The following is a 22,409-nucleotide window of genomic DNA, read 5'->3' as shown; positions in this document are numbered from 1 at the left end:
GATCGCCCGCAGACACCAGGAGGAACAGTGACCCAGCCACCACAGCAGCAGGACGTGCCCGGCACCACCGACGCGATGGATCCCACGCCCGACCACGGGGAGCAGACCTACCGGGGGTCCGGCCGGCTCACAGGCAAGAAGGCGGTGATCACCGGCGCCGACAGCGGTATCGGCCGCGCCGTCGCCATCGCCTACGCACGCGAGGGAGCGGACGTCCTCATCAGCTACCTGAACGAGGACGACGACGCCCGCGAGACGGCCCGCTGGGTCGAGGACGCCGGGCAGAAGGCCGTCCTGTTCCCGGGCGACCTCGCCGACCCGGCGACGTGCCGCGCGGTCATCGACAAGGCCGTCGAGGAGTTCGGCAGGGTGGACGTCCTCGTCAGCAACGCCGCCTTCCAGATGACGCACGAGACCATCGAGGAGATCCCCGACGAGGAGTGGGACTACACGCTCGCCGTGAACCTCAGCGCCTTCTTCCACCTCACGAAGGCCGTCCTGCCGCACATGGGACCGGGCGGATCGATCATCGGATCGAGCTCGATCAACTCGGACAACCCGGTGCCCACCCTGATGCCCTACTCGGCCACGAAGTCGGGCATCGCCAACATGACGGCCTCCATGGCCCAGCTCCTCGCCGAGCGCGGCATCCGCGCCAACTCCGTGGCTCCCGGCCCCATCTGGACGCCGCTGATACCCGCGACGATGCCGGAGGATCAGGTGGAGTCCTTCGGTCAGCAGGTACCGATGCAGCGCGCGGGCCAGCCCGCGGAGCTCGCGCCGGTGTACGTGATGCTCGCCTCCGACGAGGCCAGCTACGTCTCGGGCGCGCGCATCGCCGTCACGGGTGGGCAGCCGATCCTCTGACGTCCCGCACGACCCTTCCGCGGATGTTCAACAGCAAGCGTCCGCGGAAGGGTGGCCACCCTGCGCAGGCCTACCCCCTGAACATCGGCAGGGGAGCGCCGGCCACCCCTGCCTCGACGGCGAAGAGTGCGCCGGCGGAGGACTCCGATCCCTTGGGGATGTTCTCCTGCGTCGTCGTGATGAAGAGGGTGCGCAGCTCCGGACCGCCGAACGCGCAGGCCGTGACGTTGGTGACCGGCAGCGGGATGTGCTCCGCGAGCCGGCCGGAGGCGTCGTACCGCGCCACGGCTCCGCCGCCGTACAGCGCCGTCCAGATGCCGCCCTCGGCGTCGATGGCCATGCCGTCCGGCATGCCGAGCGCCGGCTCGACGACGGTGAACGTGCTGCGGTCGGTGAAGACTCCGGCGTCGACGTCGTAGCCGAGGGCATCGATGCGGCCCGTGGGGGTGTCGCTGAAGAACGCGGTGCCGCCGTCGGGGGAGAAGTGGAGGCCGTTCGAGACGGTGATACCCGACAGCAGGGTCGAGACGCCGTGGTCCTTCCCGAGCGAGTAGAGGGCCCCCGCTCCGAACCCGCCCTCCCAGCCCATCGAGCCGCACAGGAACCGGCCCGCGGTGTCGCAGCCGCCGTCGTTCATGCGGACCGCGCTGTCGCCGAACGCCGCAGGGCCCTGCTCGAGGACGGTGAAGGAATCGTCCGCGAACACGAACCCGCGTTCCACGCCGAGGACGTACCCGCCCGCTTCGCGCCCGCGGATGACGGCGGCCAGGCGCGGGTGGACGTCGTGCCGGTCGAAGGAACCGTCCTCGTGGCGGACCAGGACGTCGCCCTCCGTCATGTCCACCAGCAGCAGCTCGCCGCGGCGAGGGTCCCAATAGGGACCCTCCCCGTGGAAGGTGATGACATCGGAGATCTGCTCTGCTTTCACGGTGCCTCCCGGCGGTTGTGGAGTGCTGCAAACGGGGGGGCGGCGTCAGCCGCCCGACGGTACGGGGGTGGCGTCGGACAGCGCGACGCACGCGCGGGTCTGGTCCACACGCGCGACGGCGGCGCCGAGCTCCACGAGGACGGTGCTCGAGGCGACCTCGTCGGGGTCGAAGAGGACCTCGACGGCGGGATCACGCCCGTAGGTGGTGGCGGTCCACGCCGGGTCCCCCTCCCGGACCACCCAGTCGACGTCGTTCACGGTCACGCACGGATCGGTGGTGGGACCGGGGACCACCACGCCGCACCGGAGCACCACCTTCGACGGATCGCCCCACGCGGAGGTCGCCTGGCTGTTCGTGTCCCGCTGCTCGTTCTCCGCGACGAGCGGCGGCAGGGCGATCATGACGTCGGCGCAGCGAGCGTTCGCCGCATCCTCGGCGGGATCGACGTCCACGACGGACGCGCACCCCGCGAGCCCGGCCGCGAGGACCGCGACGCACGCGAGGGAGGCCGCGGACCGGGGGAGAGCAGGCATGCTCCCACCCTAGTAGGTCGCGCAGGCCGCCGTGGCGGGCGCGGGCACGACACGGTGCAGGCGCCTCCGGGGATGAGCCGGGAGCGGCGATCGGCCGACCGTACACTTCAGGAGCCACAGCCGAATCCAGGCTGCTGGTTCCCCACCGCACCCGGCGTCGCCCCGCGCGACCCGCTGCTGCGAGAGCCCGAGCCGAGGACGAATGACCCCGCACCACCGCCGCACCCTGCCGACCACCGCCAGCACCCGGATCCTCTCCGGCGCGGCCGCCACCCTCCTCGCCGGAGCGGTTCTCGCCGCACCGGTGCCCGCACTCGCGCTCGAGCATGCCGGGTCCGGGTCAGCCCAAGTCGCGCCCGCCGTCGTCGCCCCCGCCGTCGTCGCGCCGGCGGTCGTGGGCGGGCAGGAGCCGTCCGTCCCCGGCGAGAACTCCGACGGGCAGACCTTCGTCGAGCCCGTCCCGGCCGGTCCCGATCCCACGGCGACCTCCGGCACCGACCCCGCCACGGGCTTCCTGATCAACACGCGCACCGGCTTCCTCGTGCATCCCGCCACCGGGCATCTCATCGAGCCGGGCACCGGGAACCTCGTGTTCGCAGACACGCTCATCTACACCAACCTCCGGTACGACGCCGCCTCGGGCGAGGCCGTCGCGATCGCGGGCGAGACCGTCGTCCCCGGCTCGGTACCCACGCCCACGCCCACGCCCACGCCGACCCCGGAGCCCACCGCGACCGCTCCCGCGCCCACCCCCGAGGCCTCGGCCACCGCGTCCCCGGAGGCGCCCGTCGCAGCGCCCGTGGTCCCCTCGACCGCCCCGACCGCCCCGAGCGCGTCGACGACGACGACGCCGCGGCCGAGCCGGTCGGCGACGACCCCTGCGCCGGCCGCGAGCAGCACCCCGGTGGCCGTCGAGGAGGAGCGCGCAGCCTCCCTCGCGCCGGTCGCGTGGATCGGCGCCGGGCTCCTGGCCGCCGCGCTCGTCATCACCGCGGTCGTGGTCGCGCGGCGCCGCGGCAGCCACCAGTCCTGACCGTGGACCGCGACCGGACGGCCGCCGCGTGGTCCCGTCCGGTCGCGGAATCGGGTGAAGCAGGGCCCTGCCGGTAAAGTGCAGGACGTGAAGAATCTCTTGGTCACCGGCGGCGCCGGCTTTATCGGATCCAATTTCGTCCATTACCTGATGGAGCACACCGACGCCTCCGTCACCGTCCTCGACAAGATGACGTACGCCGGCAACCACGCCTCGCTCGAGGGGCTGCCGAGCGGGCGCTTCGAGCTGGTGGTCGGGGACATCGCGGACGCCGCCGTCGTCGATCCCCTCACCCAGCGCGCCGACGCCGTGGTCCACTTCGCCGCCGAGTCGCACAACGACAACTCCCTGCACGATCCCCGGCCGTTCCTCGACACGAACATCATCGGCACCTACACACTGCTCGAGGCGGCGCGTCGCTACGGGACCCGGTTCCACCACATCAGCACCGACGAGGTGTACGGCGACCTCGAGCTCGACGACCCTGAGCGCTTCACCGAGAACACGCCGTACAACCCGTCGAGCCCCTATTCGTCCACGAAGGCCGGCTCGGACCTCCTGGTGCGCGCCTGGGTGCGCTCCTTCGGCGTCCGAGCCACGATCAGCAACTGCTCGAACAACTACGGGCCCTACCAGCACGTCGAGAAGTTCATCCCGCGGCAGATCACGAACGTGATCGACGGCGTACGCCCCAAGCTCTACGGCGAGGGCCTGAACGTGCGCGACTGGATCCACGCGAACGACCACTCCTCGGCCATCTGGGCCATCCTGAACAAGGGTGAGATCGGGCAGACCTACCTGGTGGGCGCCGACGGCGAGCGCAACAACAAGGACGTCGTGGAGCTGATCCTCAGCGAGATGGGCCGGCCTGCGGACGCCTACGACCACGTGGTGGACCGCGCCGGCCACGACCTGCGATACGCCATCGATTCGACGAAGCTGCGCACCGAGCTCGGCTGGAAGCCCGAATTCCACCACTTCGAGCAGGGCCTGCGCGACACCATCGCCTGGTACCGCGACAACGAGGCCTGGTGGCGCCCGCAGAAGGCCGTCACCGAGTCCAAGTACACCGAGCTGGGGCAGTAGGCGCATGGGACCCGTGTTCTCGAAGCCCCTCGCTGCCCGCGGGACGCCCATCCCGGGTGTCGTCCTGTTCGACCTCCCCGTGCACGGTGACAACCGCGGCTGGTTCAAGGAGAACTGGCAGCGGGCCAAGATGACCGCCGCCGGGCTGGAGGACTTCGGGCCCGTGCAGAACAACATCTCCTTCAACGAGACCGCCGGCACCACGCGGGGTATCCACGCCGAGCCCTGGGACAAGTTCATCTCCGTGGCCACCGGACGCGTGTTCGGCGCCTGGGTGGACCTGCGCGAGGGGCCGTCCTTCGGCGCCGTCTTCACCGCAGAGCTCGACCCGTCGACGGCGATCTTCATCCCGCGTGGCGTGGGCAATGCCTTTCAGACCCTCGAGGACGGGACGGCGTACACCTACCTCGTCAACGACCACTGGTCGGCCGACGCCCAGGACCAGTACGTGTTCCTGAATCTCGCCGACGAGACCGCGGGCATCGCCTGGCCCATCCCGCTGGCCGACGCGGAACTGTCGGACAAGGACAGGAAGCATCCGCGCCTGGCCGGGGTCAGGCCGCTGGCACCCCGGAAGACGCTCGTCGTGGGGGCCGACGGCCAGCTCGGCAGGGCCCTCCGCAGCGCGCTCGCCGACCAGCCGTCGGTGGAGTTCGCGTCCCGCGCCGACCTCGACCTCCTGGGCGGGGACCTCGACGGCGCCCGCCCGTGGTCGGCGTACGGCACCATCGTCAACGCCGCCGCGTACACCGCGGTCGACGCCGCCGAGACGCCCGAGGGCCGGGCGGCCGCCTGGGCCGTCAACGTCACGGGCGTCGCGGCCCTCGCCCGGGTGGCGAGCGCTCACCGCCTGACCCTCGTGCATATCTCCAGCGACTACGTGTTCGACGGGTCCCGCGAGGAGCACCCCGAGGACGAGCCGCTCAGTCCGCTGGGTGTCTACGGGCAGACCAAGGCCGCCGGCGACGCCATCGTGGCGACGGTGCCGCGCCACTACATCCTGCGCACCAGCTGGGTGATCGGCGAGGGGAACAACTTCGTGCGGACCATGGCGGCCCTGGCCGGGCGCGGCATCTCGCCGAGCGTCGTCGACGACCAGGTGGGCCGCCTGACGTTCACCGAGGACATCGCCGGCGCCATCGTGCACCTGCTGGGTACGGGCGCGCCGTACGGCACCTACAACGTGACCAACGACGGCGCTCCGCAGAGCTGGGCCGACATCGCAGCCGAGGTCTACGCGCTGTGCGGAAGGGACCGCGGGGACGTCACCGGCGTCAGCACCGCCGAGTACTTCGCCGACAAGGATGCGGCCCCGCGTCCCCTGCAGAGCACGCTCGACCTCGCGAAGCTCAAGGCCAGCGGCTTCGTGCCGATGCCCGCCGCGGACCGTCTCACCGCCTACGTCGCCGGCCTGACCAGGGCGTGATGCGTAGCCGGCCTTCCCGGGTCGCGTGTCGGTCGCGCATCGTACGGTAGCCCCCATGACCGATGAATCGCAGCCGACGGCTCCGGGCGGACCCTCCGTGGGCGGGATAGGCGAGGGTGAGCTCCTCGCGAGGATCTTCCCGCTGCTCGGCGACGCCCGGGGCACGCTGGTGGGTCCGGGCGACGACGCCGCCGTGCTCGCCGAGACGCCCGGGCCAGTGGTCCTCTCCGTGGACACACTCGTGGAGGACGCGGATTTCCGTCTTGTCCGCAGCAACGGGTTCACGACCTCCGGCTACGACGTCGGCTGGAAATCCGCGGCGCAGAATCTCAGCGACATCAACGCGATGGGAGGCACGGCCACCTCGCTGGTCGTGAGCCTGACGCTGCCGCCGCACACGCCCGTCACCTGGGTGGAGGACTGCGCTCGGGGACTCGCAGCGGCGATCCGGGAGCTCGGCGCCGTGTGCTCGGTGGTCGGTGGCGACCTCGGCCGTGGTGCGCAGATCGTGGTCACCGCCGCTGTGACCGGGACCCTGGACGGCCGGCAGCCCGTCCTCCGGTCGGGCGCGCAGCCTGGTCACGTGGTCGCCGTGGCGGGAACCCTCGGCCGTGCGGCGGCCGGTCTGGCCCTCCTCGAGGACGGCCGGCCGCTCGCCGTCCTCGGCGCGGCGGGGGAGGAGCTCGTCGCCGCACAGCTGCGCCCGCGCCCGCCCCTCGCAGCCGGTCCCGCAGCCGCTTCCGCGGGGGCCGGCGCCATGCTCGACATCTCCGACGGGCTCGTCCGGGACTCGGGCCGGATCGCCACGGCGAGCGGCGTGCAGCTCGACCTCGACCCCGCCGCCCTGCTGCACTATGCCGAGCCGCTGCGCGCAGCGGCCGGGCTGCTCGGGATGGACGCGATGGACTGGGTGCTCGGAGGCGGCGAGGACCACGGACTGCTCGCGACGTTCCCCCGGGACGCCCTGCTCCCATCCGGCTTCACTGCGGTAGGCTCGGTAGGGCTGGGCACGCCGCGAGTGACACTGGCGTCACAGGCGACAGCTCTCAGGGGATGGGATCACTTTGCAGACTAAGATCACCGCCAATGCTGTTGCGATGAAGCGTTGGCTGGGCAGGGCAGAAGAGTCCCTCGGCAACCACAGCGACCGCCTGAACGCCATCAACATCTTCCCGGTGGCCGACGGCGACACCGGTACCAACCTCTACCAGACCGTCCGGTCCGCAGCAGGCGCGGTCCAGGACACCGACACCTCGGACCTCGGCGACCTGCTCAGCGTCGCGGGCCGCGGGGCCATGGAGGACGCCCGCGGGAACTCCGGCACCCTCTTCGCCGTTTTCCTGGCCGCCTTCGCCGAGCCGCTCCACGGGGTCACCCGACTCACCAGCACCCTGCTGGCGTCGGCGCTGCACCGGGCGCAGATCCGCAGCTGGTCCGCCCTCAGCGACCCGGTGCCCGGCACCATGCTCTCCGTCCTCGAGGCCAGCGCGCGTGCAGCGGCGGAAGCCGCCGCGGAGCATGCGGGCGACGACAGCAACTCCGCGCTGGCCTTCACACTGCGGGCCTCCGTCCAGCACGCCCTTCACGCCGTGGTGCGCACCGAGAGCCAACTCGGACCGCTCACCGACGCGCAGGTGGTGGATGCCGGAGGCGTGGGCTTCCTCCTGATCCTCGACGCACTCCGTGCCGCCGCGCTCGGCGAGGAACTGCAGGACGAGCTCATCGACGGTCTGCACGGATACGACATCCAGGCACCCCACATCCACAATGGCGGGGACGCCGACGGCGTCGAGGTCATGTGCACCATCAACCTCAGCCCGCTCGACGCCGCGACCCTGCGCCTGCACCTCGACGAGATCGGCGACTCGGTGATCATGAGCGCCGTGACCGAGGTGGAGGAGGGCTACCGCTGGCGCGTCCACGTGCACGTGCCCGACGCCGCACCCGCCCTGGCCCTCATCCACGAGGCGGGTTCCCCCGTCAACATCTCGGTGACGCAGCTCGCCGCCCCACCGGTAGGGGACGTCAGCCGGTGACTCCCGGAACGGCGCGGGCCGTGGCGTCGGAGCTCGACGCATCGCTCGACAGGCACCTCGGGCCGGTCGCGAAGCCGCTGGCCAAGTACTTCGGCATCACCACCGTCGGCGAACTGCTCAACCACTTCCCGCGGACCTACCTCAAGCGCGGCGAGCTGACACCGATCTCCGACGTGCCCGTGGACGAGGACGTCACCCTGATCGCGCGCGTCCAGTCCGCCCGGTCGCGGAGGATGCAGACGCGCAAGGGCAGCCTGCTCGACGTCGTGATCACCGACGACGACGACGGCGGCCTGGGCGGCATGCACCTGACCTACTTCAACGGCTTCCGGGCCGAACGCGAGCTCAAGCCGGGGGTCCGCGCCATGTTCTCCGGCAAGGTCACCGTCTACCGCGGTCAGCTGACCCTGAACAACCCTCGGTACTCGCTGCTCGACGACGACACCGACCCGGAGGACGTCGACCGCCCCATCCCGGTGTACCCCGCGGTCGACAAGCTCGACAGCGACAGCATCGGCAGGGCGGTGGGGATCGTCCTCGACACCCTGCGACTGACCGACCTGGACGACCCGGTGCCGGCGTCCATCGCCCGACGCGACAAGCTCATGAGCCTCGCGACGGCCTACGAGCTCGTGCACCGTCCCCTGCAGATCGAGGACACCTACCGTGCGCAGCACCGCCTGCGCTATCAGGAGGCGTTCGTGCTGCAGGCGGCCCTCGCCCGCCGCCGTGCGCTCGCCGCGCGGGAGGAGGCGACGGCTCGCCCGCCGCGCGAGGACGGGCTCCTCGCGCAGTTCGACGCACGGCTGCCGTTCACCCTCACGCAGGGACAGCTGGACGTCGGCCGTACCCTCGCCGCGGACCTCGCGCGCGACCACCCCATGAACCGCCTGCTGCAGGGCGAGGTGGGGTCCGGGAAGACCCTCGTGGCGCTGCGTGCCATGCTGCAGGTCATCGACGCCGGCGGGCAGGCAGCACTGCTCGCTCCCACCGAGGTGCTCGCGGCACAGCACCTGCAGTCCATCACCCGTACCCTCGGCCCGCTCGCCGAGGGGGGCATGCTCGGAGGTGCCCTGGACGGGACGCGGGTGGTGCTGCTCACCGGGTCCATGTCCACCGCGCAGCGCAAGCGATCGCTCCTGGACGCGGCGTCGGGGGACGCCGGGATCGTCATCGGGACCCACGCACTCCTGTCCGACAACGTGGAGTTCTTCGACCTCGGACTGATCGTCGTGGACGAGCAGCACCGCTTCGGGGTGGAGCAGCGGGACTCGCTGCGCACCAAGGCCCGGACCTCGCCCCACGTGCTGGTCATGACGGCCACACCGATCCCGCGGACCGTCGCGATGACGGTGTTCGGTGACCTCGAGACCTCCACGCTGTCCGAGCTGCCCGCCGGGCGCTCGCCGATCGCCACGCACGAGGTGGGTCTCAGCGAGCACCCGGCCTGGATCGACCGGATCTGGTCCAGGGCGCGCGAGGAGATCGACGCCGGCCGGCAGGTGTACGTGGTGTGCCCCAAGATCGGCGACGACGGCAAGGCCGACGACGACGCACCGGAGGTGCTCTACGGGGAAGCGCCGGCGGACCGCAAGGCCGGGGGCCAGCAGGAGCTGACCAGCGTCGTGGGCCTCTTCGAGTCCCTGGGCTCGGTGCCGCAGCTGCAGGGGGTCACCAGCGGGATGCTGCACGGGCGCATGGATCCGCAGGACAAGGCGGACGTCATGGCGCGCTTCGCCGACGGCAGCGTGCAGCTGCTCATCGCGACGACCGTGATCGAGGTCGGTGTCGACGTCCCCAACGCCACCCTCATGGTCATCATGGACGCCGACCGCTTCGGTATCTCGCAGCTCCACCAGCTGCGCGGCAGGATCGGCCGTGGCGGGCACGCGGGGACGTGCCTCCTGGTGACGAAGCTCGAGCCCGAGCACCCGAGCCGTGAGCGCCTGTCCGCCGTCGCGGCGACCACGGACGGGTTCGAGCTCTCTCAGAAGGACCTCGAGCTCCGGCGCGAGGGGAACATCCTCGGTGCCTCGCAGTCCGGCGGCCGCTCGGCACTGCGGTTCCTCAAGATCACGCAGCACGGCAAGGTCATCGAGAAGGCACGTGCCGACGCCCAGGACACCGTGGCCCCGGACCCGGACCTGCACGACTACCCCGGGCTCGCGCTCGCCATCGAGCTGTACCTGAACCCCGAGAAGGAAGCCTTCCTCGAGAAGGGCTAGCGCCTCTGACGCCGCTTCTGAGGAGATAGCATGCTTTCCATGACGCAGTTACGGATCGCAGACGCAGCGCGGTACCTCGGCGTCAGTGACGACACCGTCCGTCGCTGGATCGACGGGGGCATCCTCGCGAGCGCAAGGGACGCCTCGGGCAAGGCCGTCGTCGATGCCCTCGAACTCGCCCGGCTCGCACAGCGCAACGCCGTCCTGCCGGGGGACCCGTCGGACATCGGCCGGTCCGCCCGCAACCGGTTCGTGGGCATCGTCACCGATATCGTCATGGACACCGTCATGGCGCAGGTGGAGCTCCAGTGCGGCCCCCACCGCGTGGTGTCCCTCATGAGCAGCGAGGCCGTCCGCGACCTCGGCCTGGAGAAGGGGTCCATCGCGATCGCCGTCGTCAAGGCCACCACCGTCATCGTCGAGACCCCTGCCGGGAAGGCCTGACCATGGCGAACCGCCGTTCGAGCCGGCACCGGCCCGGCACCCCCGCCAGGGCTCCCGCCCGCGCCCTGGCACTCGCCGTCGTCCTGGCGACGACGGCCTGCGGGACCAGCACGCCGGACGACGCCGGGGGCGACACGATCGACGGCAGCATCACCGTCTTCGCGGCCGCCTCGCTGAAGGACTCCTTCACCGAGCTGGCCGGCGCATTCGAGCAGGCCTACCCGGGCACGGAGGTCTCCCTGAACTTCGCGGGCTCCTCGGACCTCGTCACGCAGATCACCGAGGGAGCGCCGGCCGATGTCCTCGCCAGTGCGGACGCGGCGACCATGGGGAAGGCCGGGGATGCCGGCCTGCTGGCAGGCGAACCCGTCGACTTCGCCAGCAACACCCTGCAGCTCGCCGTCCCGGCGGACAACCCCGCCGGGATCACCTCGCTCGCGGACGCGGCAGGACCCGGCGTGAAGACCGTGGTCTGCGCCGTGCAGGTCCCGTGCGGTGCAGCGGCGGCGAGGGTCGAACAGGCCGCCGGGGTGGACCTGATGCCCGTGAGCGAGGAGTCCTCCGTCACCGACGTGCTGGGCAAGGTCACCTCGGGCGAGGCCGACGCCGGTCTCGTGTACGTCACGGACGTGCGGGCGGCAGGGGACGCCGTCCGCGGCATCGAGGTCCCGGAAGCTGCCGCCGCCGTCACCACCTACCCCGTCGCGGCCCTGGCCGACAGCGCCGACCCGGCGACGGCGCAGGCCTTCGTGGACTTCGCCTCCGGACCCTTCGGGCGGGCCGTGCTCGGGGCGGCGGGTTTCGGTGCGCCCTGACGCCCCCGGCGGGTATGCGCCCGAGGACGCCGGCCGCGCCCCTCGACGCCCGGAAGGAACCGTGGTGCTCGGGCCCGGTCCGACGTCGCGGCCGGTCTCCGCGGCGAGCGCTCCGGCCGGCCGGACCAGACCATGAACGCGGCCGTCCTTCCTCGCTGGGTGGTGGCCCTCGCCGTCGTCGGCGGCCTGTTCGTGGTGCTGCCCCTCGTGGCGATGACACTGCGGGTGGACTGGCCGCGCTTCGTCCCCCTCATCACCTCGGACAGCGCGCAGGCCGCGCTGCTGCTCAGCCTGCGGACCTCGCTGACGGCGACGGCGCTGTGCGTCCTCGTGGGTGTGCCCATGGCCCTGGTCCTCGCGCGGACCTCGTTCCGGGGGCAGCGGCTCGTGCGGTCGCTCGTGCTGCTGCCGCTGGTGCTCCCGCCCGTGGTCGGCGGGATCGCCCTGCTGTACACCTTCGGGCGGCGCGGGCTCCTCGGCAGCAGCCTGGACGCCCTGGGTGTCGACATCGCGTTCTCGACGACCGCCGTGGTGATGTCGCAGGCCTTCGTCGCGCTGCCGTTCCTCGTGCTCAGCCTCGAGGGCGCCCTGCGGTCGGTCGGGACGCGGTACGAAGCCGTGGGCGCCACGCTGGGCGCCGGACGGTGGACGGTGCTCCGGCGCATCACGCTGCCCCTGGTCCTGCCGGCCCTCGTCTCCGGGGCCGTGCTGTCCTTCGCCCGCGCACTGGGGGAGTTCGGCGCAACGCTGACCTTCGCGGGGAGCCTGCAGGGCACCACGAGGACGCTTCCGCTCGAGGTGTACCTCCAGCGGGAGACGGACCCGGATGCGGCCGTGGCGCTCTCGCTCGTCCTCGTGGTGGTGGCTGTCGCCGTCGTCGGTGTCGGGCACCGCGTCCGGCCCCTCGGGAGCGGCACACCGGCACCGCCGCGCGTCCAGGACCGAACCCGCTGATGGGCCTCACCTTCGCGGCGACCCTCGCCGACCGGGGATTCGACGTCTCGTTCGAGCTGGCGGTCGGCGAGACCCTCGCCGTCCTCGGACCCAACGGGGCCGGGAAGTCGACGCTGCTCAACCTCGTGGCGGGGCTGCTCGCGCCCACGGCCGGCCGGGCCCACCTGGACGGTGCCGTCCTGTTCGACGCCGGTGCCGGCCGCCGCGTGCTCACCGAGCCGCGCCACCGGGGCGTCGCCCTCCTGGCGCAGGAGGCGCTCCTGTTCCCGCACCTCACGGCGCTGGAGAATGTCGCGTTCGGGCCGCGCAGCCGGGGCGACCACCGAGCCGCCGCACGCACCAGCGCCCTGCGCTGGCTCGAGCGGGTCGGGGCCGAGGACCTCGCGCGCCGCAGGCCCGCGCAGCTGTCGGGGGGACAGGCCCAGCGGGTGGCGATCGCGCGCGCCCTCGCGGCCGACCCCGCGCTGCTCCTGCTGGACGAGCCGCTCGCAGCCCTCGACGTCGCGGTCGCCCCGGCGGTCCGTGCCCTGCTCCGGGACGTCCTCGCGGGACGCTCGGCCATCATCGTCACGCACGACCCGCTCGACGCCTTCCTGCTCGCGGACCGCGTGCTCATCCTCGACGGCGGCAGGATCGTCGAGTCCGGCGCCACCGCCGGGGTACTCACCCGGCCCGTCACGGCGTTCGGGGCCCGCCTGGCCGGCCTGAACCTCCTGCCCGGACGTGCCACGGCGGCGGGGTTCACGGCGGACAACGGGCTGGTCACGCCATCGGCCGAGGTGTTCCCGACAGGCCGGCGGCTCGCCCTCACGGTCCGTCCCGGCAGTGTGTCCGTGTCGCGGTCCACCACGGCACCCGCGGGGGTCAGCGGCCTCGAGGTGGAGATCGACGACGTCGAACACCGCGGCGACGTGGTGCGCGTGCACGGCGCCGGCCTGGCGGCGGACGTCACCCCGGCGACCGTCGTCGCCCTCGGGATCGCCCCCGGGACGCGGCTGTTCGTGGGCTTCCGGCACGAGGACGCGAGCATCTACCCGCTGTAGAACGGCGGTCGGGGAAGCGGCGGCCGGACGATAGAGTCGGACGCATGACGCGCATCATCGCCGGAGCCGCGGGCGGCTCGACCCTCACCAGCGTCGACGGGAACGGCACACGTCCCACGACCGACCGCGTGAAGGAGGCCCTCTTCTCGAGTCTCGAGTCCTACGGCGTGGTGCAGGGGGCGCACGTCCTGGACCTCTACGCCGGCTCGGGCTCACTCGGCGTCGAGAGCGCGAGCCGCGGCGCCGCCACGGTTGACCTCGTGGAGTCGGCCGACCGCGCCGCGGCCGTCGCCCAGCGCAACGCCGACCTCGTGAACCGCGTGCTCGGCTGGACCGCCGTACGCGTGCACCGGTCCAAGGTGGAGACGTACCTCGAGCGCGTGGCGCCGGAACTGACCTGGGACCTCGTCCTCATGGATCCGCCGTACACCGTGGGGGAGGACGGGGTGCTCGCCGTGCTGGCAGCCCTCGAGTCGAGACTCGCCGAGGGGGCCGTCGTCGTCGTCGAACGGTCCGCGCGCTCGCCGGAGCCGGCGTGGCCGGCCTGGCTGGAGCGTTTCTCCGACAAGAAGTACGGGGAGACACGCCTCTGGTTCCTGGAGCCGGCGGTCGCCTGACCCGGCAGGATCACCGACCGATGCGGGGCGGCTACCGCAGGTTCCTCCCGCAGGGCGTGCTTCCCGCCGGCGCACCCATCGCCCTCCGGCACCTGCGGCGGAGGCGCGCCCGGCTCGCTGCCGGAGGGCGGTGCGGATCGGGGAGGGTGCGATGAGCGGGTGCGGTGCCGGCCCGGACGTCGGCACCGCACCCGTGACCCAGGCGGTTATGCCTTCCGACCCGTCCTGGCCAGCGCGGTCACGCCCGCGGCCAGACCGAGCAGGCCGGCTACCAGGCCCACCCACCCGACGGCGGACGAGGAGCCCGTGTCGGTGCTGGTCGCGGCCTGCTCGGCGTCGATCGCCTCGGCGGTCTCGGCGGTATCGGTAGCCGTGTGGCCGCCGTGTGCATCCTCGCCCTCCACCGCGGCGGTCGTCACGAAGGACGGCGCCGGCTTGTCGGGCTCCTCCCCGCCCTCAACGGTCTCCTGATCCCATGCGACGACGTCACCGTCGGTGTAGGACTGCGTGGCGGGAAGCATCACGGTGGAGCCCGCCTCGGGGAGGCGTCCGACGGAGATGGAGAACGTCTGGTACTGCTGCTGGGAGATCTCGGCGCCCGGCTCGGCGGTCCAGACGACGGACAGCGGCGCCTCCGTGAGGGTGGCGCCGTCGTCCGTGGTGACGGGTTCCGGCAGTGCGCCGGACACCACCTCGGCCGTCCAGCCCTCCACCGGCTTGACGCGGACCGAGGTGAACGGCTGCCCGGTGGGAAGCGTCACCTCGAGCTTGTTCGTGGCCGCGGTCTCGGACTCGTTGGGCACGCTGAAGGTGAGCTGCGAGTAGCTGTCCTCGGTGGTGGAGGCGGGGGCGACGGTGACGTGGGCGCTGGCTGCGCCGAGGCCCAGGGCCATCAGTCCGGCAGTGGTGAGGGCGACGGCGCCGGTGGTGAGGGCGCGCTTGGGTGAGCTGGTCATGGAAGTGCCTTTCGGGGTGTGCTCCGTGCCGCGATGGCGGAAGGGACGGGAGCAGTGGGAGGTGGTCCGGGCAGCGCCTGCCGACCACCGGGGATCCCCTCGAGGAGTCCGGGTCAGGCGGGCAGCGCTTCCAGGGCCGGCGGACCCCGCAGGGTGGGCACGGAGGCATGGACGGGCAGCGGCGCGACAGGCGCCGGTCCGGCGGAAACGGTACGGCGCAGGGGCGTCGCGGGGGGAACCACGGCCGGAGCGCGAAGGAGAGGCTGGAGCCAGGCGCCGAGGAGGGCGAGGGCCTGGTCACTGCGGGTGACAGCGAGAGCGAGGACGACCGTGGCCACCACGTGCAGCAGGGCCATCAGCGGACCTCCGGCTGCCTCGCCCAGCTGCTCCGGGACCGGGGAGCAGGCCAGTTCGAAGGCGGCGTGGTGCCCGGGGTTCACCGATGAGCTCTCGCACACGGCCGGCACGGCGGTCATCCCGAACAGGGTGTGCAGCAGGAGCTGTCCTGCTCCCATCGCCAGCAGACCGGTACGGAACGAGACCGTGGTCCGGGTGAGCAGCATCGTCGGGATCAGGAGGAGGGCACCGAGCAGGAGCATCACGCCCGGGGCCGGAAGATGCCCTGCAGCGAGGACGTGGGACGCGGAGGAGACCGAGAGGATCAGCGAGACGAGGACGATCGACCGGAGATAGGGGTGGGCCGCAGCCATCCGTGTCTCCTCCCTCGAATCGTCCCGCGCTGTCCTCACAGGGTACCGCCGAAGCGTGGACCGCCGGCGTGCGAGTACTTCGGACGGGTGGGCCGGCCGGATGGGCGCCGTGCTGCACGGCGGCAGGGCACCGCGACCCGTGAGCCTGCTCGACAAGCCCGCGCTCCGGTCCCCTGTGCACGGGAGCAGCTCCCGAGCACTACTGCGGAGGCAGCCTGTGGAACGCCGCGAGCTCCGTGCCTGTGAGGACCGCGGCCGGATGCGGTCCCGCTGCGAGCAGCGCACGCGTCCATCCTGCGGGCCAGGGATCGCGCCGCGCGGCGACGATGACATTGCCGGCCTGCCCGCCGTCCACCATCCCGGCCTCGGTCAGCACCGCCGTCGCGCCGGCCAGTGCCGCGAGCTGGCGGCTCTGTGCTCGGGCGAAGGCCAGGGGAGGGTCGTCGCCGACGTTCACCAGGACCACGCCGTCCTCCCCGCAGACCCGCAGCAGGTGCGCGGCGTACTCGGGGGAGGTGAGGTGGGCTGGCGCGTCGGCTCCGGCGAAGATGTCGAGCACGACGACGTCGAAGGCGTCGTCCGGCTGCTCGAGGACGGCGTCGGACGCGTCGCCGACGACGATCTCGCAGATGGTGCCGTCCGGGAGCGGCATCGCCTCGAGGACGAAGTCGATCAGGTCCCGTTCGAGGTCGACGGCGATCTGGAACGATCCGGGCCGGGTCGCCTGGACGTACCGGACGAGGGTGAGCGCCCCCGCCCCGAGGTGCAGGACCCGCACGGGCGCGCCGGGCTCCGCCACGAGGTCGATCACGTTGCAGATGCGCTGGAGGTACTCGTAGAAGACCCGTTCGGGGTGGAGCAGGTCCACGTGCGACTGCTGCGCGCCCCCGATGCTAAGGATCAGGGCGCCCTCGATGTAGGCGTCCTCGTCGAGCTCCGCGTAGGCCCCCGTCACCGGCAGCCAGCGCGTGGGCACCTCCGCGTCGTCCGCGTCGTCCGTGTCGGGCCCGACGGGGGTGCCGTGCTCCGCACCGCGGGCCGGGCGGGGCGCCTCGGTCACACGCGCTCCCGCAGGGCGCCGAGGCGGAGTGCGCCCTCCTCGATGACGTCGAACCTCTTGCAGAAGGCGAAGCGCAGCAGTGAGCGCGTGCGTTCGGCGCCCTCCTCGTGGCAGAACATCGCCACGGGGATGGCGGCGACACCGATCAGGGACGGCAGGCGCCGTGCGAGGTCTGTGGCGTCCTCGACGCCCAGCGGAGCGGCATCGACCGTGGTGAAGAATGTGCCCTCGGGTTCGAAGACGTCGAACCCCGCGGCGCGCAGCCCCTCGCCGAGCAGGTCCCGCTTCCTCCGCAGGGTGGCGGCCGCCGAGGTGAAGAATGCGTCGGGCAGTCCGAGGCCCAGGGCGACGGCGCCCTGGAAGGGCGTCCCCGAGGTGTAGGTCAGGAAGGTCTTGACGGTGCGCACCTGGGCCACGAGCTCGGCCGGCCCGCTGAGCCAGCCCACCTTCCATCCGGTCACCGAGAAGGTCTTGCCGGCCGAGGAGATCGTGAGGGTACGATCCGCAGCCCCCGGAAGGGTGGCGACCGGGATGTGCGGGACCCCGAAGGTCAGGTGCTCGTACACCTCGTCGGTCACGATGATGGCGCCATGCCGCTCGGCGAGCCGCACGATCAGCTCCAGCGCCGCCCGGGTGAAGACGCTGCCCGTGGGGTTGTGGGGGTTGTTGACGACGACGATCCGCGTACGCTCGCTGAAGGCGGCCTCCAGGCTCGCGGCGTCCGGCTGGAAGTCGGGTGCGCGCAGCGGTGCCGTGGTATGGGTGGCGCCGGAGAGTCCGATCACGGCGCCGTAGGAGTCGTAGAAGGGCTCGAACGTCAGCACCTCGTCGCCGGGCCCCGCGAACGCGAGGATGGCGGCGGCGATGGACTCGGTGGCACCCGTGCTGACGATCACCTCGGTCTGCGGGTCCACCGTCAGTCCGTAGAACCGTTCCTGGTGCGCGGCGATCGCGGAGCGCAGGACAGGGAGTCCCTGGCCGGGGGCGTACTGGTTGGCGCCGTCGGCGATGGCCGAGCGCGCGGCGTCCAGGATCTCCTGCGGACCGTCCTCGTCGGGGAAGCCCTGGCCGAGGTTGATCGCGCCGTGCTCCTGCGCGAGGGCCGTCACCTCCTCGAAGATGGTGATCCCGAGCCTGCCGTCGCTGCCGAGCAGGTTCGCGCCGAGCGCGGCCCTCGTCCACGGCGCCGTGCCACTGCCCCGGGGTGCGGTCCGCGCGTCTGCTGTCATGACACCAGTATTGCCGCTTCCCACCCACGGGCGGGCAGCGGACGACGACGCGCCGGAGGGCGCGCGGGAGCGGGCGGTTCGCGATGCGCCCCGCCCGCCGCGGGACTGGGTACCGTGGTGGCATGAGCCGCGCCGTCTGCCCCGGATCCTTCGACCCCATCCACAACGGACACATCGAGGTCATCAGCCGGGCCGCGGGCCTCTTCGACGAGGTGATCGTGGCGGTGTCGACGAACTACGCGAAAAAGTACCGGTTCGGGATCGACGAGCGCCTGGCCTTCTGCACGGAGAGCCTGGCGCACCTGCCGGGCGTCACAGTCCGCCCCATGGGGGCCGGGCTCGTGGCTGATTTCTGCAGGGACCACGGGGCGGCGGCGCTCGTGAAGGGTCTGCGCTCGAGCCTGGACTTCGACTACGAGATCCCCATGGCCACCATGAACCGGCACCTGACCGGCGTCGAGACCGTCTTCCTGCCCACGGGCACCGACTTCGCGCACGTCTCCTCCACGCTGCTGAAGGAGGTCGCGACCCTCGGGGGTGACATCCGGCCGTTCGTCCCCGACGCCGTCCTGCGGCGGCTGCTGCCCGACGACCACTCCTGAGCGACGGCGCGGCCGCGTTTTGGGCCAACCCTCCCCGTCAGGGTAGGATGGTACGTCGGTCATATGTTCTACAGGAGTCACCATCACCAGCGATCTCAGCTCGCCCCTGACCTTCAGTGTCAAGGATCTCGGACGCAGTCCGGGAAGCATGCGGACAATCGAAGAACATGTACCGGCACCGAAGGATTTCGGCGTCGCGCTGATCGGCGTGCAGGAGGGTTCCGAGATGGACCTCGACCTGCGCTTCGAATCGGTGCACGAGGGAATCCTGGTGTCGGGAACGGCAAGCGTCGAAGTAACCGGCGAGTGCGGCCGGTGCCTGGAACCACTGCGCTACACCAGTGACGTGGACATTCAGGAACTCTTCTTCTACAGCGACTCCGCGTCGCTGTCGGTGGAAGAGGAAGAAGAACAGCACAGGGTGGAGAGCGATTCGGTCGATCTGGAACCCGTGTTGAGGGATGCAGTGGTCACGTCACTGCCATTTCAGCCGGTGTGCCGGGAGGATTGCAAGGGCCTGTGCTCCGAATGCGGAGCGCGGCTCAATGACGATCCGGACCACCACCATGAAGTTTTGGATCCTCGCTGGTCAGCCCTCGCCGGGCTGGCAGGCACCGCCGCTGAGAATGACGCGGCACCCCAGTCAGAGTCAGACGAGAGAGAAAAGAGTTAGCCGTGGCTGTCCCCAAGCGGAAGATGTCCCGCGCGAATACCCGCGCACGCCGGTCCCAGTGGAAGGCAACCGCGCCCAAGCTGGTCAAGACCCTCGAGAACGGCCGCGTCACCTACAGCCTCGCCCACCAGGCCAAGGTCGTCACCGACTCCGCCGGTACTCCGCTGTTCCTCGAGTACAAGGGCCGCAAGGTCGCTGACGTCTGACACCGGACTCCGGCCCGCCGCACCCATCAGTGCGTCGGGCATCCGTCCGATGCTGGATCAGCTGATGCGGTTGTGAAGAATACTGAAGAACTCTCGAGGCGTCTCGGTGTCGATATCGATGCCGAGGCGCTTCGTCTTGCCCTGACGCACCGGTCCTACGCCTACGAGCGGGGCGGCATCCCGACCAACGAGCGCCTGGAGTTCCTCGGCGACTCGGTGCTCGGCCTCTCCGTCACCGATGCCCTGTACCGCGACAACCCGACGCTGTCGGAGGGTGAGCTCGCCAAGCGGCGCTCGGCCGTGGTCAGCACCAAGGCACTCGCGGGCGTGGCCCGTACGCTCGACCTCGGCAGCTACGTGCTGCTCGGCCAGGGGGAGAAGCTCACGAACGGGCGCGACAAGGCGTCCATCCTCGCGGACACCATGGAAGCCGTCATCGGCGCCGCGTACCTCACCCACGGGATCGAGGCCGCGCGCGCCATGGTCATGCGGCTCATCGGCCCCCTCCTGCGCGATTCCGCGGTCCTCGGCGAGGGGACCGACTGGAAGACCCGCATCCAGGAGGCGGCCGCCGGACGGCGGCTCGGGATGATCGACTACCAGGTCGAGGGCACCGGGCCCGACCACGCCCGCACGTTCACGGCCCGCCTGGTGATCGGTGGCGTCGAATACGGTTCCGGATGCGGGCCCTCCAAGAAGGAAGCCGAGCAGGCAGCGGCCGCCGCATCCTGGAAGCTGCTCGACGACGTCCCCGCCATCCGCGACGGTGCGTCCGGGTCGCACGCGGCAGACGGGGCCTGAGTGCCCGAACTGCCCGAGGTGGAAGTGGTCCGCCGCGGCCTCGCGCGCTGGGTGGCGGGACGCCGCATCGAGGCCGTGGAGGTCCTGGACCCCCGCTCGCTCCGCCGGCACGTGAATGGTGTCGAGGACTTCATCGGCAACCTCGCCGGTGCCCGCGTCGCCGACGTCGTACGGCGCGGGAAGTTCCTCTGGCTGCCCCTCGAGGACCCCGCCGGTCCCGGAGGCCTCCCCCACGTGGCGCTGATGGCCCATCTCGGGATGAGCGGGCAGCTTCTCATCGAGGAGTCCTCCGCCCCGCCGGAGAAACACCTCAAGGTGCGCCTGACGCTCTCCGCGGCGGACGACCAGGACGGGATGCCGCTTCCGGCGGAGCTGCGGTTCGTGGACCAGCGCATCTTCGGCGGCATGTTCCTCGCCGACCTCGAGCCCACCGCGGACGGCCACCCGGGCGGCCTCGGGCAGGGGAGCCTGCCGCTCGTCCCGCACCAGGCGGCGCACATCGCACGCGATCTCCTCGACCCCGCCTTCTCCGCCGAGTCCTTCCACCGGCGCCTGCGGGAGCGCAGGACGGGCCTGAAGCGCGCCCTGCTCGACCAGGGGCTCGTCTCGGGCATCGGCAACATCTACGCCGACGAGGCGCTGTGGGCGGCCCGGCTCCACTACGCGCGTCCCACGGACACCCTGCGGCGCCCGGACACCACCCGCATCGTCGAGGCCGCCACCGAGGTCATGACGCGTGCCCTGGCCGCCGGGGGCACGAGCTTCGACGCGCTGTACGTCAACGTCAACGGCGCCTCCGGCTACTTCGCGCGTGACCTGGACGCCTACGGCCGGGCCGGCAGGCCCTGCCGCCGGTGCGCCTCCGAGGGCCGGCAGACGCTCATCCGCAGGGAATCCTTCATGAACCGGTCCTCCTACCTGTGCCCGCACTGCCAGCCCAGACCGCGGAACGCCCGGCTCTGAAGGGCCTGTCCGGCCTAAGCACATTTAGGTCCGTGATACAAACGTGACAATGGGGGCGGCAGCACGTACCGTAGTGCCCGCGCCCGGTTCACAACGGACTGGCGCCCGTCCTCTCTCTGCCTAACCCTGTCGCTGAGGACGGACCGTTCGCACAATCCATTCGACAGGGGCGGGGGAACCGATAGCGGACTCGATCCTTCGAGTCCTAGGGGTAAAGACACGTGTAGACCAGCACGGGGGCGGTGGTCTGCCAGTACGTGTCCGGATGTCCCATCCGAACCCGACAGCTAACTTCGTAGGCATTGGGAAAGGCAACAGCATGTCCAAGAAGAGCCCTGTCGCGCGCCACCGAGCAGTCCCGACACGCATCAACCCCTTCGTCACCGCATCGCGGGCCGTCACCGCGAGTGCCTCGGTAGCCGGCAAGCCCGCCGCCGTCGTCGTCGCAGCCTCGGGCCTCATGCTCGGCGCAGCACTCCCGGCCAGCGCCGCCGGTGAGATCAGCGTCGCCCCCGCACCCCAGCAGGCCGTCGTCGCTCCCGCCGCCGCAGGCACCTACACCGTGCGGTCCGGCGACACCCTCGGCAGTATCGCCGCAGCCCACGGAGTGAGCCTGCAGGCCCTCTTCACGGCCAACGGCCTCGGCTACAGCTCGGTCATCTACCCGGGCCAGTCCATCGCTCTCGCCGGCTCCGCTGCCCCCCAGCAGTACTCGGCGCAGGCCGCGAGCATCGTCGCGGCGCCCGCCGCTGTCGCAGCGCCCGCCCCTGTCGCAGCCCCGGCGCTCTCCGCCGGGAACACCACCGGACTCAGCACGCAGTCCGCGGCAGCGATCGGCGGCATCACCGCGACCGCCATGCGCGGCGTCGGCTCGGGCTACGTCTTCGGCGGCACCTCCTACGGCGCCTGGGACTGCTCCGGCTTCGTCCAGTGGGTCTACGCCCAGCACGGGATCAGCCTGCCGCGCACCACGTGGTCCCAGTTCGCCGCTCTGCGCCCCACCGGCAACCCCCAGCCGGGTGACCTGGTGAGCCAGAACGGCGGCAGCCACGTGGGCATCTACCTCGGTAATGGCCAGATGGTCAGCGCCCTGAACCCGTCGCAGGGTACGCAGGTGCACTCCGTCAACGTCATGAGCGTCGACGGGTACTACACCCGCTAAGCGGCCCGGCACCACGGACGGGTGCCGGCAGGACGCAGC

24 protein-coding genes and 1 riboswitch are annotated in these 22,409 nt (G+C 71.5%); of the genes, 18 read left to right on the top strand and 6 right to left on the bottom strand.

Features of this window, described 5'->3' with window-relative positions:
• The first annotated feature begins 27 nt into the window (after positions 1-27).
• Positions 28-867, top strand: a complete 840-nt coding sequence (locus tag ACX80N_RS06500) for an SDR family oxidoreductase (protein ID WP_240614998.1) — start codon at positions 28-30, stop codon at positions 865-867.
• 70 nt (positions 868-937) lie between these two features.
• On the opposite strand, the gene ACX80N_RS06495 is transcribed toward ACX80N_RS06500, so the two are convergent.
• Positions 938-1,795, bottom strand: coding sequence for an SMP-30/gluconolactonase/LRE family protein (locus ACX80N_RS06495; RefSeq protein WP_459338730.1), 858 nt, complete (start codon positions 1,793-1,795; stop codon positions 938-940).
• A gap of 45 nt (positions 1,796-1,840) precedes the next feature.
• Positions 1,841-2,329: a DUF3515 family protein gene (locus ACX80N_RS06490; RefSeq protein ID WP_459338729.1), complete on the bottom strand. Its 489-nt coding sequence runs from the start codon at positions 2,327-2,329 to the stop codon at positions 1,841-1,843.
• Between the two features lie 202 nt (positions 2,330-2,531).
• Here ACX80N_RS06490 and ACX80N_RS06485 point away from each other — a divergent pair, with 202 nt between their 5' ends.
• The 11 genes from ACX80N_RS06485 to rsmD all read left to right on the top strand — a co-directional run bounded on the left by ACX80N_RS06485 (position 2,532) and on the right by rsmD (position 14,008).
• On the top strand, positions 2,532-3,362 hold the full coding sequence (locus ACX80N_RS06485) for a hypothetical protein (RefSeq protein WP_459338728.1): 831 nt from the start codon (positions 2,532-2,534) through the stop codon (positions 3,360-3,362).
• Positions 3,363-3,449: 87 nt separating this feature from the next.
• Positions 3,450-4,448, top strand: a complete 999-nt coding sequence (gene rfbB / locus ACX80N_RS06480) for a dTDP-glucose 4,6-dehydratase (RefSeq protein WP_459338727.1) — start codon at positions 3,450-3,452, stop codon at positions 4,446-4,448.
• A gap of 4 nt (positions 4,449-4,452) precedes the next feature.
• Positions 4,453-5,874, top strand: coding sequence for a sugar nucleotide-binding protein (locus tag ACX80N_RS06475; protein ID WP_459338726.1), 1,422 nt, complete (start codon positions 4,453-4,455; stop codon positions 5,872-5,874).
• 55 nt (positions 5,875-5,929) lie between these two features.
• Positions 5,930-6,949, top strand: coding sequence for a thiamine-phosphate kinase (gene thiL, locus ACX80N_RS06470; RefSeq protein ID WP_459338725.1), 1,020 nt, complete (start codon positions 5,930-5,932; stop codon positions 6,947-6,949).
• Positions 6,950-6,971: 22 nt separating this feature from the next.
• Positions 6,972-7,910 (top strand): DAK2 domain-containing protein, encoded by a 939-nt coding sequence (locus tag ACX80N_RS06465; protein WP_105030871.1) that lies wholly within the window; start codon positions 6,972-6,974, stop codon positions 7,908-7,910.
• Between the two features lie 20 nt (positions 7,911-7,930).
• A complete protein-coding gene (locus ACX80N_RS06460; protein WP_459338764.1) occupies positions 7,931-10,135 on the top strand; it encodes an ATP-dependent DNA helicase RecG in 2,205 nt (734 codons plus the stop codon).
• Between the two features lie 39 nt (positions 10,136-10,174).
• Positions 10,175-10,579, top strand: a complete 405-nt coding sequence (locus tag ACX80N_RS06455) for a TOBE domain-containing protein (protein WP_105031013.1) — start codon at positions 10,175-10,177, stop codon at positions 10,577-10,579.
• Between the two features lie 2 nt (positions 10,580-10,581).
• The gene (modA, locus tag ACX80N_RS06450) at positions 10,582-11,394 is read left to right on the top strand and encodes a molybdate ABC transporter substrate-binding protein (RefSeq protein WP_459338724.1); all 813 of its coding nucleotides are present in this window, start codon (positions 10,582-10,584) and stop codon (positions 11,392-11,394) included.
• A 132-nt stretch (positions 11,395-11,526) separates the two neighbouring features.
• Positions 11,527-12,348, top strand: coding sequence for an ABC transporter permease (locus tag ACX80N_RS06445; protein ID WP_459338723.1), 822 nt, complete (start codon positions 11,527-11,529; stop codon positions 12,346-12,348).
• Complete coding sequence (locus ACX80N_RS06440; protein ID WP_459338722.1) at positions 12,348-13,391, top strand: sulfate/molybdate ABC transporter ATP-binding protein; 1,044 nt, start codon at positions 12,348-12,350, stop codon at positions 13,389-13,391. Before ACX80N_RS06445 ends, ACX80N_RS06440 begins: the two co-directional genes overlap by 1 nt.
• A gap of 44 nt (positions 13,392-13,435) precedes the next feature.
• A complete protein-coding gene (gene rsmD, locus ACX80N_RS06435) occupies positions 13,436-14,008 on the top strand; it encodes a 16S rRNA (guanine(966)-N(2))-methyltransferase RsmD (protein ID WP_240614997.1) in 573 nt (190 codons plus the stop codon).
• Positions 14,009-14,214: 206 nt separating this feature from the next.
• Here the strand turns inward: rsmD and ACX80N_RS06430 are convergent, their stop codons facing one another.
• The 4 genes from ACX80N_RS06430 to ACX80N_RS06415 form a co-directional block, all read right to left on the bottom strand.
• Positions 14,215-14,964 carry a YcnI family copper-binding membrane protein gene (locus tag ACX80N_RS06430; RefSeq protein ID WP_459338721.1) on the bottom strand — a complete coding sequence of 250 codons (750 nt, stop codon included), beginning with the start codon at positions 14,962-14,964 and terminating at the stop codon, positions 14,215-14,217.
• A gap of 113 nt (positions 14,965-15,077) precedes the next feature.
• On the bottom strand, positions 15,078-15,674 hold the full coding sequence (locus ACX80N_RS06425; RefSeq protein WP_459338720.1) for a hypothetical protein: 597 nt from the start codon (positions 15,672-15,674) through the stop codon (positions 15,078-15,080).
• A gap of 199 nt (positions 15,675-15,873) precedes the next feature.
• A complete protein-coding gene (locus tag ACX80N_RS06420) occupies positions 15,874-16,734 on the bottom strand; it encodes a spermidine synthase (RefSeq protein ID WP_459338719.1) in 861 nt (286 codons plus the stop codon).
• The gene (locus ACX80N_RS06415; protein ID WP_459338718.1) at positions 16,731-17,963 is read right to left on the bottom strand and encodes an aminotransferase class I/II-fold pyridoxal phosphate-dependent enzyme; all 1,233 of its coding nucleotides are present in this window, start codon (positions 17,961-17,963) and stop codon (positions 16,731-16,733) included. Before ACX80N_RS06415 ends, ACX80N_RS06420 begins: the two co-directional genes overlap by 4 nt.
• A gap of 122 nt (positions 17,964-18,085) precedes the next feature.
• On the opposite strand from ACX80N_RS06415, the gene coaD reads away from it, so the two are divergent.
• The 6 genes from coaD (at position 18,086) to ACX80N_RS06385 (ending at position 22,370) form a co-directional block, all read left to right on the top strand.
• Complete coding sequence (gene coaD, locus ACX80N_RS06410; RefSeq protein ID WP_459338717.1) at positions 18,086-18,565, top strand: pantetheine-phosphate adenylyltransferase; 480 nt, start codon at positions 18,086-18,088, stop codon at positions 18,563-18,565.
• 106 nt (positions 18,566-18,671) lie between these two features.
• Positions 18,672-19,238: a YceD family protein gene (locus ACX80N_RS06405; RefSeq protein ID WP_459338763.1), complete on the top strand. Its 567-nt coding sequence runs from the start codon at positions 18,672-18,674 to the stop codon at positions 19,236-19,238.
• A gap of 2 nt (positions 19,239-19,240) precedes the next feature.
• Positions 19,241-19,444 carry a 50S ribosomal protein L32 gene (rpmF, locus tag ACX80N_RS06400; RefSeq protein WP_043445822.1) on the top strand — a complete coding sequence of 68 codons (204 nt, stop codon included), beginning with the start codon at positions 19,241-19,243 and terminating at the stop codon, positions 19,442-19,444.
• Between the two features lie 72 nt (positions 19,445-19,516).
• Complete coding sequence (rnc, locus tag ACX80N_RS06395) at positions 19,517-20,245, top strand: ribonuclease III (protein WP_105030861.1); 729 nt, start codon at positions 19,517-19,519, stop codon at positions 20,243-20,245.
• Positions 20,246-21,208 carry a bifunctional DNA-formamidopyrimidine glycosylase/DNA-(apurinic or apyrimidinic site) lyase gene (gene mutM, locus ACX80N_RS06390; RefSeq protein ID WP_459338716.1) on the top strand — a complete coding sequence of 321 codons (963 nt, stop codon included), beginning with the start codon at positions 20,246-20,248 and terminating at the stop codon, positions 21,206-21,208.
• A 138-nt stretch (positions 21,209-21,346) separates the two neighbouring features.
• Positions 21,347-21,525: riboswitch (cyclic di-AMP (ydaO/yuaA leader) on the top strand.
• 2 nt (positions 21,526-21,527) lie between these two features.
• Positions 21,528-22,370 (top strand): C40 family peptidase, encoded by an 843-nt coding sequence (locus ACX80N_RS06385; protein WP_459338715.1) that lies wholly within the window; start codon positions 21,528-21,530, stop codon positions 22,368-22,370.
• Positions 22,371-22,409 lie beyond the last annotated feature (39 nt).

The organism is Arthrobacter sp. MDT2-16 (assembly GCF_054510925.1).
Note: the sequence above shows the minus strand (reverse complement) of the source record. Positions and strands in the feature narration are given on the sequence as shown.